This window comes from Pseudomonas sp. SF2, assembly GCF_036858055.1.
GTDB lineage: Bacteria > Pseudomonadota > Gammaproteobacteria > Pseudomonadales > Pseudomonadaceae > Aquipseudomonas.
This window is the reverse complement of record NZ_JAMBDI010000049.1, coordinates 1-14,260: the sequence shown is the minus strand read 5'-3', so window position 1 is coordinate 14,260 and position 14,260 is coordinate 1. Positions and strand designations below refer to the sequence as shown.

The following is a 14,260-nucleotide window of genomic DNA, read 5'->3' as shown; positions in this document are numbered from 1 at the left end:
GCGGCTATGCGCCTGAAGTGGCTGACCAATTTCAACACCCTGTTGCTGGTAACCGTGTGTATTGCCCTGGGCGCCACCTTGTGGTGGTCGCAGCGTGCCCTGGAGCGCCCCTACCAGTTGATGGAGCGCTACCTGGGCCTGTCCCAGCAGTTCCAGAACCAGGCGGCCCGCAACATCCAGGCCTACCTGGGCAGCGGCGATGCCCTGCGCCATGCCGCAGCCATGGAGGCCAACCAGAAACTGCAGGCCGCGCTGGCCGAGTGGCCTGGCGCACTGGCCGACAAACTGCGCCCCAGCCTGGACAGCCTGCAGGCCTTTACCGCCGAGGAGCTGCTGGCCGCCGGCAAGCTGGCTGGCGACCCGCAAGCCCTGCTGCTGCAGGGCGAGCGGGAACTGGGAGCCAACTTCGAACAACTGGCCGGCTACGCCCGTGACAGCGGCAGCGCCGACGCCAACCGCTACCTGGTGCCATTGCTCGACGCCACCGTGCACCTCGGCCGCCTGTCGCTGGCCCGGGACAAGCTGGTCAGCAGCGGCCGCCCGGAACTGGCCGACGAAGTGGAGCGCGAGCTGCAACTGATCCGCGCCCAGGCCCAGGCGATCGACGCCTTGCCCTTGCTGGGCGTAACCCGTACCGCCGAATCCGGTGCCGACGACTTCGCCGCGATGATGGGCCTGGAAACCCAGGCCAGCGCCCAGCAGGAAGACATTGCCGTTGGCCTCAAACGCGAACTGCAGAGCCTGCTCAGCCGCTACCCGGCCGAACTGCAGCGCACCCGCGAACAGATCGAGCGCCGCGTCGCCCTGGCCGCCAGCACCAGCCAGCGCCTGGAGGCCGTACAGCAGGCCATCGCGGCGCTGGAGCCCGAGGTACGCGGCCAGCACGCGAAAATTGCCGCCGAAGTGCGCATCATCCAGGGCCTGATGATCGGCCTGATCCTGCTTATCGCCCTGCTGATCGACACCTTGCAACGGCGCCTGGCGCGCACCCTGACCGGCCTGGCCCCGGCCCTGTCACGCTGGGCCGAGGGCGACTTCGCCAAGGCCATCGCCCTGGGCAAGACCAACCGCGAACTGCGCGACATCCAGGAATCGCTCAACCGCCTGCGCCAGTACCTGGTGGAGCTGGTCGGCACCATCCGCCACAACGCCGAGCAGGTGGCTGGCAGCAGCCACGCCCTGGCCGGCATGAGCGCCGCCCTGCATGACGGCGCCGAGCGCCAGGCCGGCGACACCGGGCAGATCCGCGATGCCCTGGGCGAACTGGAAGCGACCATCCAGCAAGTGGCCGGCGACGCCAGCGCCGCCGCCGACGCCAGCCGCGATGCCGGGCGTGCAGTGGAGCAAGGCCAGGCGGTGATTGGCCAGAGCCTGTCGGGCTTGCGTGAGCTGGTCGATGAAGTGCAGGGCAACGCCCGCATGATCGAACAACTGGCGGAAGAGTCGGCCACCATCGGCGGCGTGCTGACAGTGATCCGCTCGATTGCCGAGCAGACCAACCTGCTGGCGCTGAATGCCGCGATCGAAGCGGCCCGGGCCGGTGAGATGGGCCGTGGATTTGCCGTGGTGGCCGATGAGGTGCGTTCGCTGGCGCAGCGCACCACCGGGGCTACCGGCGAGATTCAGGCCTTGATCGACCGCTTGCAGCAGGCAGCCAGAAGTTCGGTGGCCGGGATGCGCGCGCAGCTCGAACATGCCGAGGCCACGGCCAACCAGGCCCAGGCGGCGGATGGGGCGCTGGACGAGATTGTCTGTGCCATTCGCACCATTTCGGACACTGCGGTGCGGATTGCCGATGTCACGGCGCAGCAGAGCGGTGCCGTGAGCGAGATTCGCGACCACAGCGAGCGGATACATGAGTTGGGTGAGGACAACCTGCAGCGCATTGGCGAGGGGCGTGAGCAAGGCGAGCAGTTGCTGAGTTTGGGGGGTGAACTGAACCGGGCGGTGCGGGCCTTCAGAGTCTAGGTTGGCCTGTACTGGCCTCTTCGCGGGTAAACCCGCTCCCACAGGGATAGCCTATGCGCTCGAGGTGAGAGCGGGTTTACCCGCGAAGAGGCCGGCACAGGCAGCACATGAGCCAGCGGCCATGTGTCGCCCCTTCCGCCAGCATGGCCCCAACCTGCACCAACTCCGCTATCATGCCCAGCACGTTCCACCTCGCGAGTCCGCCATGCGCCGCCTGTTTTTCCTGCTGTTCCTGCTGCTGGCCAGCCCTGCCTTCGCCACAGGCCTGCTCGACAACCGCCCCAGTGCCACCCTCGGCGCCGCGTCACTGGCCAACAACGCCGACTTCCTGCCGGTACACGAGGCCTTCAAGCTCAACCTGGTGCAGGCCGATGCGCAAACCATCAAGCTGCGCTTCGTCGCCACCGATGGCTACTACCTCTACCGCCACCGCTTCCAGTTCCGCACCGAACCGGCCGACATTGCCCTGGGCACACCGAACATCCCCAAGGGCGAGGCCAAGCACGATGAATTCTTCGGCGATGTCGAGGTGTACCACGGCGTGCTCGATATCGAGCTGCCGCGCAACGATCCGCGTGCCTTCACCCTGCTGGTGGGCTACCAGGGCTGCGCCGACAAAGGCCTGTGCTACCCACCGGAAACCGCACGCCTGAGCATCGATGGCGAAGGCGGCGCAAGCACCCCGGCCACCGCTGAACACGCCTGGACCTGGAAGTCGCTGCTGCTGTTCTTCCTCGCCGGGGTCGGCCTGACCTTCACCCCCTGCGTGCTGCCGATGCTGCCGATCCTCTCCGGCGTGGTGCTGCGAGGCCAGGCCGGTGGCCTGCGCGGGCTGGCGCTGTCGCTGGCCTACGTGCTGCCGATGGCGGCCAGCTTCGCGGTACTCGGTGCCCTCATGGGGCTGTTCGGCGCCGGCCTGAACCTGCAGGCACGCCTGCAGTCGGCCTGGGTGCTGGTGCCTTTCGCGCTGTTCTTCGTGGTATTTGCCCTGGCCATGTTCGGCCTGTTCGAGCTGAAACTGCCGCAGGCCTTGAGCAACCGTCTGAACAATGTCGCCAGCCACACCCGGGGCGGCTCGCTGCTGGGCGCGGCAATACTCGGCGTGCTCTCCAGCCTGCTGGTTTCGCCATGTGTGTCGGCGCCCCTGGCCGGTGCGTTGCTGTACATCAGCGCCAGCGGCGATGCCCTGGGTGGCGCACTCAAGCTGTTCGCCCTGGGCCTGGGCATGGGCGCACCCTTGCTGCTGGTGGCCACCGGTGGCGCGGCCTGGCTGCCGAAAAGCGGCCCTTGGCTGAACACGGTGAAAAACGCCATCGGCGTCCTGCTGCTGGGCCTGGCCATCGGCTTGCTCAGCCGTGTGTTGCCGGGCCCGATGACCTTGCTGCTGGTCGGGTTCCTCGCCGCTGGCGTGGCACTGTTCCTCGGCGCCCTCGAGTTCGTCGTCAAGACCGCACGCCAGCGCTTGGCCCAACTGCTTGGCCTGGCCTTGCTGGTGTACGCCCTGGCCTGCTGGTACGGCGCCCTCAGCGGCCAGGGCGACCCGCTGCGCCCGCTACCGCCGGCAACCCTTGTGGCCACCGGCAACAGCCCGGCGGTGCAGGCGGATAGCTGGCAGACCATCACTACCCCCGCCGCACTGGACGCCGCACTGGCCCAGGCCAAGGCGGCCGGCCAGCCGGTACTGCTGGACTGGTACGCCGACTGGTGCATCAGCTGCAAGGTGATCGAACGCGAGGTGTTGACCGCGCCGCAGGTGCAAGCACAGCTGGCCGGCTTCAAACTGCTGCGTTTCGACATCACCGAAAGCAATGCCGACCAACGCAGCCTGCTCGACCGCTACCAGCTGTTCGGCCCTCCTGCCCTGTTGTTCTTTGCCGCGAACGGTAGCGAAATAACCGCTGATCGGGTCATTGGCGAGATAAATGCCGGTGAATTTGCGCAAATTCTGACACGCGTACGCGACAAAGTCGGTCTATAACTTCCCCCGAGCTGTGAAAAATCCTGAAATCAGTGACCAAACCTAATCATTTGGTCACATACTTCGCGCGAACCTCGGACATCGTGCTGGCTATTGCCGGGAACTGGACACTTGCCGTCGCTTTACGGCACACTCGCCGCGCTGTGTCGAATTGCCCTACAAATCCAAGGAATCCGCAGATGGCAACGCTACTGGTGCTTCACGGCCCCAACCTCAACCTGCTCGGTACCCGCGAGCCTGGCCACTACGGCGCCGTGACCCTGGCCCAGATCAACCAGGACCTGGAGCAACGTGCCCGCGCCGCAGGCCACCATCTGCAGTACCTGCAGAGCAATGCTGAATACGAACTGATCGACCGCATTCACGCCGCACGCAACGAGGGTGTGGACTTCATCCTGATCAATCCGGCTGCTTTCACCCACACAAGCGTCGCATTACGTGACGCATTGCTTGCGGTGAGCATCCCATTCATCGAAGTGCACCTGTCCAACGTGCACAAACGCGAACCGTTCCGCCACCACTCCTACTTTTCCGATGTTGCCGTAGGGGTGATCTGCGGCCTGGGCGCCAGCGGTTATCGCCTGGCCCTGGAGTCCGCGCTGGAACAACTGGCTGCCAACGCACAGCCCAAATGATGAAAACCCTGGCCTCAGTGGGCCAGGGTTCGAGAGAAACGTTTCAGATACGTTTTTTTGTATTTCGCCCCCTGACCGAACCTTTGGGAGTTGATGATTAATGGATATCCGTAAAGTCAAGAAACTGATCGAGCTGCTGGAAGAGTCTGGCATCGACGAACTGGAGATCAAGGAAGGCGAAGAGTCGGTCCGTATCAGCCGTCACAGCAAGACCCCAGCTGCCCAGCAGTACTTCGCACCGGCTCCGGTAGCCGCTGCCCCTGTTGCTGCCCCGGTCGCCGCCGCTGCCGCTCCGGCCGCTGAAGCCGCTGCCGCCGCCCCGGCCCTGAAAGGCACCGTGATCCGCTCGCCGATGGTAGGTACCTTCTACCGCAAGCCTTCGCCGACCTCGCCGAACTTCGCTGAAGTTGGCCAGACCGTGAAGAAAGGCGACACCCTGTGCATCGTTGAAGCCATGAAGATGATGAACCACATCGAAGCCGATGTTGGCGGTGTCATCGACGCCATCCTGGTAGAAGACGGCCAGCCGGTTGAATTCGACCAGCCGCTGTTCACCATCGTTTGAATCGCGGAGAGCCAACGATGTCTGGGAAGCTCGAAAAAGTCCTGATCGCCAACCGCGGGGAAATTGCCCTGCGGATCCTGCGTGCCTGCAAAGAGCTGGGTATCAAGACCGTCGCCGTGCACTCCACCGCCGACCGTGAACTGATGCACCTGGGCCTGGCAGACGAGTCGGTCTGCATCGGCCCTGCATCGTCCAAGGATTCCTACCTGCATATCCCGGCGATCATCGCTGCCGCCGAAGTGACCGGCGCCACCGCGATCCACCCGGGCTACGGCTTCCTGGCGGAAAACGCCGACTTCGCCGAGCAGGTGGAAAAATCCGGTTTCGCCTTCATCGGCCCGAAAGCCGACACCATTCGCCTGATGGGCGACAAGGTTTCGGCCAAGGACGCGATGATCAAGTCGGGCGTACCGACCGTGCCGGGCTCCGATGGCCCGCTGCCGGAAGACGAAGAGGTCGCCCTGGCGATCGCTCGTGACGTCGGCTACCCGGTGATCATCAAGGCCGCCGGTGGCGGTGGTGGTCGCGGCATGCGCGTGGTGCACAAGGAAGAGGACCTGATTGCCTCGGCCAAGCTCACCCGTACCGAAGCCGGTGCCGCCTTCGGCAACCCGATGGTCTATCTGGAGAAGTTCCTGACCAACCCACGCCACGTGGAAGTACAGGTACTGTCCGACGGCCAGGGCAACGCCATCCACCTGGGTGACCGTGACTGCTCGCTGCAGCGCCGCCACCAGAAGGTGCTGGAAGAAGCGCCAGCCCCGGGCATCGATGAAAAAGCCCGTCAGGAAGTGTTCAAGCGCTGCGTCGATGCGTGCATCGAGATCGGCTACCGTGGTGCGGGTACTTTCGAGTTCCTGTACGAGAACGGCCGCTTCTACTTCATCGAGATGAACACCCGCGTGCAGGTTGAGCACCCGGTTTCGGAGATGGTCACTGGTATCGACATCGTCAAGGAGATGCTGAGCATCGCCGCTGGCAACAAGCTGTCGTTCCGCCAGGAAGACGTGGTGATCCGTGGCCATGCGCTGGAATGCCGTATCAACGCCGAAGACCCGAAGAAGTTCATCCCGAGCCCAGGCAAGGTGAAGCACTTCCACGCCCCGGGCGGCAACGGCGTGCGTGTGGACTCGCACCTGTACAGCGGTTACTCGGTTCCGCCGAACTACGACTCGCTGATCGGCAAGCTGATCACCTACGGCAAGGACCGCGACGAAGCCATGGCGCGCATGCGCAATGCCCTGGACGAGATCGTCGTCGACGGCATCAAGACCAACATCCCGCTGCACCGCGACCTGGTGCGTGATGAAGGTTTCTGCAAAGGCGGCGTCAACATTCACTACCTCGAGCACAAACTGGCTAGCCAGGAGTGATCGCGTAGTGTGATGTACCGAAACCCCGGACTTGTGCCGGGGTTTTTTATTGCCTGGGAGATCCTGGGGCCGCTTTGCGGCCCNNCAAGGCCGCTCCCACAGGGTTTCGCAAGGTCTCAAGGTTGACGCTGTACCTGTGGGAGCGGCCTTGTGTCGCGAAAGGGGCGCAACGCGCCCCCAGGACCCTACCCCTTCATCCGCGGCATCTCGATGTGATGCTCATGAACCCGCCGGTACAAGGTCGCCCGCGATATCCCCAGGGCCCGCGCCGCATCGGCCGGCTTCCAGCGATGGCGGATCAGCGCATCCAGCAACAACTGCCGCGCCGGGCACGACACCCCGCTTTCAGCCGAGCCAACCGCTTCACCCCGCACCTCCTGCGGCAGGTCCTGCAACTGCACCCGCCCGCCCTCACTCACCGCACAGGCATAGCGCAACACCTGACGCAGCTGGCGCAAATTCCCCGGCCAGCGGTAAACCAGCAGCGCCTGCAGCGCATCATCCGCCAGCACCACCTCAACCCCACAGGCCTCGGCCTCCTCGGCCAGCAACTGGTGAATCAGCCCCAGGCGGTCCTCACGCTCGCGCAGCGGCGGCAACTCGAACCGGGCATTGGCCAGGCGGAAGTACAAATCCTCACGAAAACGCCCCTCCTCCACCATCGCCGCCAAATCACGATGGGTCGCGCAAATCACCTGGATATCCACCCGCTCCCGCCGCGCCGCGCCCAGCGGCGCCACTTCACCCTCGGCCAGCACGCGCAGCAACCGGGTTTGCAGGTTCAGCGGCATGTCACCGATTTCGTCGAGGAACAGCGTGCCGCCATCGGCCTGCTGCAAAAGCCCCTGCATGCCTTTGCTGGAAGCACCGGTGAAAGCCCCGGCCACATAGCCGAACAGCTCGCTCTCGATCAGGCTTTCCGGAATGGCCGCGCAGTTCAGGGTGACGAACGGGCCATCGCGACGCAGGCTTTGCTGGTGCAGCTGGCGGGCGAACACCTCTTTGCCAGCCCCGGTCTCGCCTTGCACCAGCACCGCCAGGTTGCAGTCCTTGACCCGTGTGGCCAACCGCAGGTGCTGCTCGATGCGGGCGTCCTGGGCCTGACGCAACGGCTGCGCAGGCTGGCGCTGGCGGGGTGCGCTGACCCGGCCGTAGAGCCCGCCCAGGCCCGGCAGGCGTTGAGCGGACGATGCGTTCACACGGCGCAGCTGGTCCATGTCGAACAGCTCGCCAATGTGCTCGGGCAAACGCCCCAGGTGCGCCACCAGCCGCTGACGCGCCAGGCTGTTGATCGCCTGCAGGCGGCCATCGGCATCCCAGGCCAACAAGTAGTCGGGCTGGCTTTCCACATAGCCCGGCGTGCCATGGGCGCGCATCACCCAATGGCCCTGGGCGCTGTGCATGAAGAAGGCATTTTCGATCTCGCGGGCGGTCTGCTCGACCAGTTGGCGGATCAGGTGCTGGCTGCGGCGGTCGTCCGGCGACTGCAGGGCCGAGACATCCACGACGCCCAGCAACTCGCCCAGCGGGTCGAACACCGGCGCCGCCGTACAGGTCAGGCCAATGAACGCAGCGCGGAAGTGGTCGCGCTTGTGCACCGTGACCGGGGCCTTGCTGGTCAACACCGCCGCCACGCCGCAGGTGCCCTCCTCGCCCTCCGACCAGCAGGTGCCCAGGTACAGCCCGGCCTTGCGGCAGTCGTTGCGGATGGCCGACTCGACCCGGTAATCGATGGTGCGCCCCAGGGCATCGGTGAGCAACACGCAGTAGTCGGCACCGCGTACCCGCTCATGCAAGCGGGCCACGGCATCGCTGGCAATGCGCAGGAACAGTTCGGCGCGTTCGCGGCATTCGTTGAGCAGGCTTTGGGACAGGATGCGCGGCCCCTGCTGGGACCCGGGATCGAGGCGGTACAGCTCCATGGAGCGGCGCCATGAATCGAGAATCAGCGGTGGCACCGGCGCCTGCGGCAGGCGGTCGGCATTCTTCAACACCCTGCTGACGCAGTCGACATGGGCTCGGGAGTTCGCGGCAAGCATTCAGGCCCTCCGGTTCTCGTTGCTGTTTTTATCGTTGTCCGGCCATTAAGCGCTTCCGGGCATGCCCCGACAAGCACTGCGTGATTACCGGGCGGCTTGAGACGCAGCGTCTCAGCGTCTCGGCAAGGTCGGCCCAGCGCTGGCACCGGGCGTCTCGCCAGCAGAACCATCAGCACCTGACGGGGCGCAATGAAACCGCTCTATTGCAGGCACTTCAGCCAATTCAAAAGAAGCTGGCACCGCGCTTGCTCCTGCCCTGACAAACAAGAATACGAGGTGCGCCATGCCGCTACCCGCCCCGACCGTCGGGATCATTGCCAACCCTGCCTCTGGCCGCGACCTGCGCCGCCTGACCGCCAACGCCGGGCTCTATTCGAGCACCGACAAGGCCTCGGCAATCCAGCGCCTGCTCGCTGCCTTTGGTGCCACCGGCATCGGCCAGGTGTTGTTGCCCAGCGACATGACCGGCATCGCCGCCGCCGTGCTCAAGGCCAGCCAGGGCCCGGCAGCCCGTGACCAGCACTGGCCGGCCCTCGAAATACTCGACCTGCCGCTGACCCAGACCGTTGCCGATACCCGCCTGGCCACCCGCCGCATGGTCGAGCGAGGCGTGGCGATGATCGCCGTGCTCGGCGGCGACGGCACCCACAAGGCAGTGGCCGCCGAGGCCGGTGACGTACCGCTGCTGACCTTGTCCACCGGCACCAACAATGCTTTCCCCGAACTGCGCGAGGCCACCAGCGCCGGCCTGGCCGGCGGCCTGCTTGCCAGCGGCCGGGTACCGGCCAGCATCGGCCTGCGCCGCAACAAGCGCCTGCTGGTGAAGGTGCCCGAGCAGCAGCTTGCCGAATGGGCCCTGGTGGAGGTGGCGGTGTCGCCCCAGCGTTTCATCGGCGCTCGGGCACTGAGCCGCAGCGAGGACCTTTGCGAAGTCTTCGCCTGTTTCGCCGAACCCCATGCCATCGGCCTCTCGGCCCTGTGCGGCCTGTGGTGCCCGGTCTCGCGCCAGGACCCGCACGGCGCCTGGGTACGCCTGAACCCCGGCGCCGAACAAGCGCTGCTCGCGCCGCTGGCACCCGGCCTGCTGCAAGGCTGCGGCATCACCGCCAGCGGCCCACTGACGCCCGGCGTCGCCCACCGCCTGAGCCTGGCCAGCGGCACGCTGGCGCTGGACGGCGAACGCGAAATCGAATTCGCCGAGCGCGATACCCCCACTATCACCCTCGACCACCAAGGCCCATTGAGCGTGGACGTCGAGGCCGTGCTGGCGCATGCCGCCCGCCATCACCTGCTGGCCGTACCGCGCGGCCACCGGTTGCACCCTGCAAACCCGTGTTGAGACAACCCTGGAGAACAACAAGATGTCCAATCAACTCAGTACCGAACAATTGCTGCATGCCTATGAAGTGATGCGCACCATCCGCGCCTTCGAGGAGCGCCTGCACGTGGAGTTCGCCACCGGCGAGATCCCCGGCTTCGTCCATCTGTATGCCGGCGAAGAGGCTTCCGCTGCCGGGGTCATGGCCCACCTGCGCGACAGCGACTGCATCGCCTCGACCCACCGCGGCCATGGCCACTGCATCGCCAAGGGGGTCGACGTGTACGGCATGATGGCCGAGATCTACGGCAAGAAGACCGGCGTTTGCGGCGGTAAAGGCGGCTCGATGCATATCGCCGACCTGGAAAAAGGCATGCTCGGCGCCAACGGCATCGTCGGTGCCGGTGCCCCCTTGGTGGCCGGCGCCGCGTTGGCGGCCAAGATCAAGGGCAACGACGATGTGTCGGTGGCATTCTTCGGCGATGGCGCTTCCAACGAAGGTGCCGTATTCGAGGCCATGAACATGGCATCGATCATGAACCTGCCGTGCATCTTCGTGGCCGAGAACAACGGCTACGCCGAAGCCACCGCCTCGACCTGGTCGGTGGCCTGCGACCACATCGCCGACCGCGCTGCCGGTTTCGGCATGCCCGGCGTCACCATCGACGGTTTCGACTTCTTTGCCGTGTACGAGGCCGCCGGTGCTGCCATCGAGCGCGCACGTTCCGGGCAAGGCCCATCGCTGATCGAGGTCAAGCTCAGCCGCTACTACGGCCATTTCGAAGGCGATGCACAAACCTACCGCGCCCCCGATGAAGTGAAGAACCTGCGCGAATCCCGCGACTGCCTCATGCAGTTCCGCAACAAGACCACCCGCGCCGGCCTGCTCACGGCTGCGCAACTGGACGCCATCGACGCCCGCGTCGAAGACCTGATCGAAGACGCTGTGCGCCGCGCCAAGTCCGATCCCAAGCCACAGCCCGCCGACCTGCTCACCGACGTCTACGTCGCCTACCCCTGAGCCGCGGATTACAAGAACAACAGGAGAATCACCATGGCAAGAAAGATCAGCTACCAGCAGGCCATCAACGAAGCCCTGGCCCAGGAAATGCGCCGCGACAACACGGTGTTCATCATTGGCGAAGACGTCGCCGGCGGCGCCGGTGCCCCCGGCGAGGATGACGCCTGGGGTGGCGTGCTGGGCGTGACCAAGGGCCTGTACCACCAGTTCCCGGGGCGCGTGCTCGACGCGCCGCTGTCGGAAATCGGCTACGTCGGCGCCGCCGTCGGTGCCGCCACCCAGGGCCTGCGCCCGGTGTGCGAGCTGATGTTCGTCGACTTCGCCGGCTGCTGCCTGGACCAGATCCTCAACCAGGCCGCCAAGTTCCGCTACATGTTCGGCGGCAAGGCGGTCACCCCGCTGGTGATGCGCACCATGTACGGCGCCGGCCTGCGCGCAGCGGCCCAGCACTCGCAGATGCTCACCTCGCTATGGACGCATATCCCCGGCCTGAAGGTGGTCTGCCCGTCCTCGCCGTACGATGCCAAGGGCCTGTTGATACAGGCGATCCGCGACAACGACCCGGTGATCTTCTGCGAGCACAAGCTGCTGTACAGCATGCAAGGCGAGGTGCCGGAAGAGGTCTACACCGTGCCGTTCGGCGAAGCCAACTTCCTGCGTGATGGCGACGATGTGACCCTGGTGACCTACGGCCGCATGGTGCATGTGGCGCTGGAGGCCGCCAACAACCTGGCCCGCCAGGGTATCGACTGCGAGGTGCTGGACCTGCGCACCACCAGCCCGCTGGACGAAGACAGCATTCTGGAAAGCGTGGAAAAGACCGGCCGCCTGGTGGTGATCGACGAAGCCAACCCACGCTGCTCCATGGCCACCGACATCAGCGCACTGGTGGCGCAGAAGGCCTTCGGCGCGCTCAAGGGCCCGATCGAGATGGTCACCGCCCCGCATACTCCTGTGCCGTTCTCCGATGCACTGGAAGACCTGTACATCCCTGACGCGGCGAAGATCGAGGCTGCGGTACGCAAAGTGATCGAAGCCGCAAGGAGTGCCGCATGAGCCAGATCCATACCCTGACCATGCCCAAGTGGGGCCTGTCGATGACCGAGGGCCGGGTGGACACCTGGCTGAAGCAGGAAGGTGATGAAATCAACAAGGGCGACGAGGTGCTGGACGTCGAGACCGACAAGATCAGCAGCAGCGTCGAAGCCCCGTTCAGCGGCGTACTGCGTCGCCAGGTGGCCAGGCCGGATGAAACCCTGCCGGTCGGTGCGCTGCTGGCAGTGGTGGTGGAAGGGGAAGCCGAAGAGGCTGAAATCGATGCCGTGGTGCAGCGCTTCCAGGCCGAGTTCGTCGCCGAAGGTGGCGCTGACCAGGCCCAGGGGCCAGTGCCACAGAAGGCGGAAGTGGGCGGTCGCCTGCTGCGCTGGTTCGAGCTGGGCGATGGCGGCACGCCGCTGGTGCTGGTGCACGGCTTTGGCGGCGACCTCAACAACTGGCTGTTCAACCACCCGGCGCTGGCAGCCGAGCGGCGGGTGATCGCCCTCGACCTGCCGGGGCATGGTGAGTCGGGCAAGGCCCTGCAACGCGGCGACCTGGATGAACTGAGCGAAACCGTGCTGGCCCTGCTCGACCACCTGGACATCACCAAGGCCCACCTGGCCGGCCACTCCATGGGCGGCGCAGTCAGCCTGAACGTGGCGCGCCTGGCACCGCAGCGGGTGGCCAGCCTGAGCCTGGTGGCCAGCGCCGGGCTGGGCGAGGCGATCAACGGGCAGTACCTGCAAGGCTTCGTCGCTGCCGCCAACCGCAATGCCCTCAAGCCGCAGATGGTGCAGCTGTTTGCCGACCCGGCACTGGTCACCCGGCAGATGCTGGAGGACATGCTCAAGTTCAAGCGCCTGGAAGGGGTGGACGACGCGTTGCGCCTGCTGGCATCGGACATCGCCGACGGCGACCGGCAGCGCCACGACCTGCGCGGGGTGCTGGGGCAACACCCGGCCCTGGTGGTGTGGGGCGGCAAGGACGCGATCATCCCGGCCAGCCATGCCGAAGGGCTGGAGGCTGAAGTGCTGGTGCTGCCTGAGGCTGGGCACATGGTGCAGATGGAAGCGGCCGAACAGGTCAACCAGCAACTGCTCGCATTCCTGCGCAAGCACTAAGCCCTTTCCGTGAGCCTGGAGAAAACCCATGAACGACCTGAGCCACACCCACATGCGCGCCGCCGTCTGGCATGGCCGCAATGACATTCGCGTCGAACAGGTGCCCCTGCCGGCCGACCCTGCGCCCGGATGGGTGCAGATCAAGGTGGACTGGTGCGGCATCTGCGGCTCCGACCTGCACGAATACGTCGCCGGCCCGGTATTCATCCCGGTGGAGGCACCGCACCCGCTGACCGGCATCCAGGGCCAGTGCATCCTCGGCCACGAGTTCTGCGGCCAGATTGCCAAGCTGGGTCAAGGCGTGGAAGGTTTTGCCGTCGGCGACCCGGTGGCTGCGGACGCCTGTCAGCATTGCGGCACCTGCTATTACTGCACCCATGGCCTGTACAACATCTGCGAGCGTCTGGCCTTCACCGGCCTGATGAACAACGGCGCCTTTGCCGAGCTTGTCAACGTGCCCGCCAACCTGCTGTATCGGCTACCGCAGGGCTTCCCGTCGGAGGCCGGGGCGCTGATCGAGCCGCTGGCGGTGGGCATGCATGCGGTGAAAAAGGCCGGTAGCCTGCTGGGCCAGACCGTGGTGGTGGTCGGCGCCGGCACCATCGGCCTGTGCACCATCATGTGTGCCAAGGCAGCGGGGGCGGCGCAGGTGATCGCCCTGGAAATGTCCTCGGCGCGCAAGGCCAAGGCTAAAGAAGTTGGCGCCAGCGTAGTGCTGGACCCCAGCCAGTGCGACGCCTTGGCGGAAATCCGCAAGCTGACTGCCGGGCTGGGAGCGGATGTGAGTTTTGAATGCATCGGCAACAAGCACACGGCCAAGCTGGCCATCGACACCATCCGCAAGGCGGGCAAGTGCGTGTTGGTGGGGATATTCGAGGAGCCGAGCGAGTTCAACTTCTTCGAACTGGTGTCCACTGAAAAGCAGGTGCTGGGGGCGTTGGCCTATAACGGCGAGTTTGCCGATGTGATTGCCTTCATCGCTGACGGCAGGCTGGATATTCGCCCGCTGGTGACCGGGCGGATCGGACTGGAGCAGATTGTCGAGCTGGGCTTCGAGGAGTTGGTCAACAACAAGGAGGAGAACGTGAAAATCATCGTTTCGCCGGGCGTGCGCTGATTGCACCTCAAAGGCTAAACGGAACCTGTGGGAGCGGGCATGCCCGCGAAGCAGGCGACGCGGTGCATGGCACCGGCTTCGCCGGTG

11 protein-coding genes are annotated in these 14,260 nt (G+C 65.6%); 10 read left to right on the top strand and 1 reads right to left on the bottom strand.

The genetic code is table 11. The features are described 5' to 3' along the window. Window positions 1-6 precede the first annotated feature (6 nt). The 5 genes from M2S36_RS22635 (at window position 7) to accC (ending at window position 6,519) form a co-directional block, all read left to right on the top strand. Window positions 7-1,968, top strand: a complete 1,962-nt coding sequence (locus tag M2S36_RS22635) for a methyl-accepting chemotaxis protein (RefSeq protein ID WP_333957879.1) — start codon at window positions 7-9, stop codon at window positions 1,966-1,968. Window positions 1,969-2,173: 205 nt separating this feature from the next. Then, the gene (locus M2S36_RS22630) at window positions 2,174-3,946 is read left to right on the top strand and encodes a protein-disulfide reductase DsbD (protein WP_207832815.1); all 1,773 of its coding nucleotides are present in this window, start codon (window positions 2,174-2,176) and stop codon (window positions 3,944-3,946) included. 179 nt (window positions 3,947-4,125) lie between these two features. Further along, window positions 4,126-4,581 (top strand): type II 3-dehydroquinate dehydratase, encoded by a 456-nt coding sequence (gene aroQ, locus M2S36_RS22625; RefSeq protein WP_003255330.1) that lies wholly within the window; start codon window positions 4,126-4,128, stop codon window positions 4,579-4,581. A gap of 100 nt (window positions 4,582-4,681) precedes the next feature. Then, window positions 4,682-5,146, top strand: a complete 465-nt coding sequence (gene accB / locus M2S36_RS22620) for an acetyl-CoA carboxylase biotin carboxyl carrier protein (protein ID WP_207832813.1) — start codon at window positions 4,682-4,684, stop codon at window positions 5,144-5,146. 17 nt (window positions 5,147-5,163) lie between these two features. Next, window positions 5,164-6,519: an acetyl-CoA carboxylase biotin carboxylase subunit gene (accC, locus tag M2S36_RS22615; protein ID WP_046615992.1), complete on the top strand. Its 1,356-nt coding sequence runs from the start codon at window positions 5,164-5,166 to the stop codon at window positions 6,517-6,519. Window positions 6,520-6,704: 185 nt separating this feature from the next. Here accC and M2S36_RS22610 read toward each other — a convergent pair whose 3' ends face one another. After that, complete coding sequence (locus M2S36_RS22610) at window positions 6,705-8,558, bottom strand: sigma-54-dependent Fis family transcriptional regulator (RefSeq protein WP_063911097.1); 1,854 nt, start codon at window positions 8,556-8,558, stop codon at window positions 6,705-6,707. Between the two features lie 283 nt (window positions 8,559-8,841). On the opposite strand from M2S36_RS22610, the gene M2S36_RS22605 reads away from it, so the two are divergent. The 5 genes from M2S36_RS22605 to M2S36_RS22585 are packed head-to-tail and all read left to right on the top strand — an operon-like array spanning window position 8,842 to window position 14,173. After that, a complete protein-coding gene (locus M2S36_RS22605; protein ID WP_207832808.1) occupies window positions 8,842-9,897 on the top strand; it encodes an ATP-NAD kinase family protein in 1,056 nt (351 codons plus the stop codon). 22 nt (window positions 9,898-9,919) lie between these two features. Then, window positions 9,920-10,897 carry a thiamine pyrophosphate-dependent dehydrogenase E1 component subunit alpha gene (locus tag M2S36_RS22600; RefSeq protein WP_207832806.1) on the top strand — a complete coding sequence of 326 codons (978 nt, stop codon included), beginning with the start codon at window positions 9,920-9,922 and terminating at the stop codon, window positions 10,895-10,897. Window positions 10,898-10,930: 33 nt separating this feature from the next. Continuing rightward, window positions 10,931-11,953 (top strand): alpha-ketoacid dehydrogenase subunit beta, encoded by a 1,023-nt coding sequence (locus M2S36_RS22595; protein ID WP_013970705.1) that lies wholly within the window; start codon window positions 10,931-10,933, stop codon window positions 11,951-11,953. Beyond that, window positions 11,950-13,056 carry an acetoin dehydrogenase dihydrolipoyllysine-residue acetyltransferase subunit gene (locus tag M2S36_RS22590; RefSeq protein ID WP_207832803.1) on the top strand — a complete coding sequence of 369 codons (1,107 nt, stop codon included), beginning with the start codon at window positions 11,950-11,952 and terminating at the stop codon, window positions 13,054-13,056. Before M2S36_RS22595 ends, M2S36_RS22590 begins: the two co-directional genes overlap by 4 nt. Window positions 13,057-13,108: 52 nt before the next feature. After that, window positions 13,109-14,173 carry a 2,3-butanediol dehydrogenase gene (locus M2S36_RS22585; protein WP_243434184.1) on the top strand — a complete coding sequence of 355 codons (1,065 nt, stop codon included), beginning with the start codon at window positions 13,109-13,111 and terminating at the stop codon, window positions 14,171-14,173. Window positions 14,174-14,260: the final 87 nt, after the last annotated feature.

Excerpts from the sequence above, each read along its gene's own strand:
- M2S36_RS22635 (WP_333957879.1), top strand. The coding sequence starts at position 7 with ATGCGCCTGAAGTGGCTGACCAATTTCAACACCCTGTTGCTGGTAACC.
- M2S36_RS22630 (WP_207832815.1), top strand. The coding sequence starts at position 2,174 with ATGCGCCGCCTGTTTTTCCTGCTGTTCCTGCTGCTGGCCAGCCCTGCC.
- aroQ (WP_003255330.1), top strand. The coding sequence starts at position 4,126 with ATGGCAACGCTACTGGTGCTTCACGGCCCCAACCTCAACCTGCTCGGT.
- accB (WP_207832813.1), top strand. The coding sequence starts at position 4,682 with ATGGATATCCGTAAAGTCAAGAAACTGATCGAGCTGCTGGAAGAGTCT.
- accC (WP_046615992.1), top strand. The coding sequence starts at position 5,164 with ATGTCTGGGAAGCTCGAAAAAGTCCTGATCGCCAACCGCGGGGAAATT.
- M2S36_RS22610 (WP_063911097.1), bottom strand. The coding sequence starts at position 8,558 with ATGCTTGCCGCGAACTCCCGAGCCCATGTCGACTGCGTCAGCAGGGTG.
- M2S36_RS22605 (WP_207832808.1), top strand. The coding sequence starts at position 8,842 with ATGCCGCTACCCGCCCCGACCGTCGGGATCATTGCCAACCCTGCCTCT.
- M2S36_RS22600 (WP_207832806.1), top strand. The coding sequence starts at position 9,920 with ATGTCCAATCAACTCAGTACCGAACAATTGCTGCATGCCTATGAAGTG.
- M2S36_RS22595 (WP_013970705.1), top strand. The coding sequence starts at position 10,931 with ATGGCAAGAAAGATCAGCTACCAGCAGGCCATCAACGAAGCCCTGGCC.
- M2S36_RS22590 (WP_207832803.1), top strand. The coding sequence starts at position 11,950 with ATGAGCCAGATCCATACCCTGACCATGCCCAAGTGGGGCCTGTCGATG.
- M2S36_RS22585 (WP_243434184.1), top strand. The coding sequence starts at position 13,109 with ATGCGCGCCGCCGTCTGGCATGGCCGCAATGACATTCGCGTCGAACAG.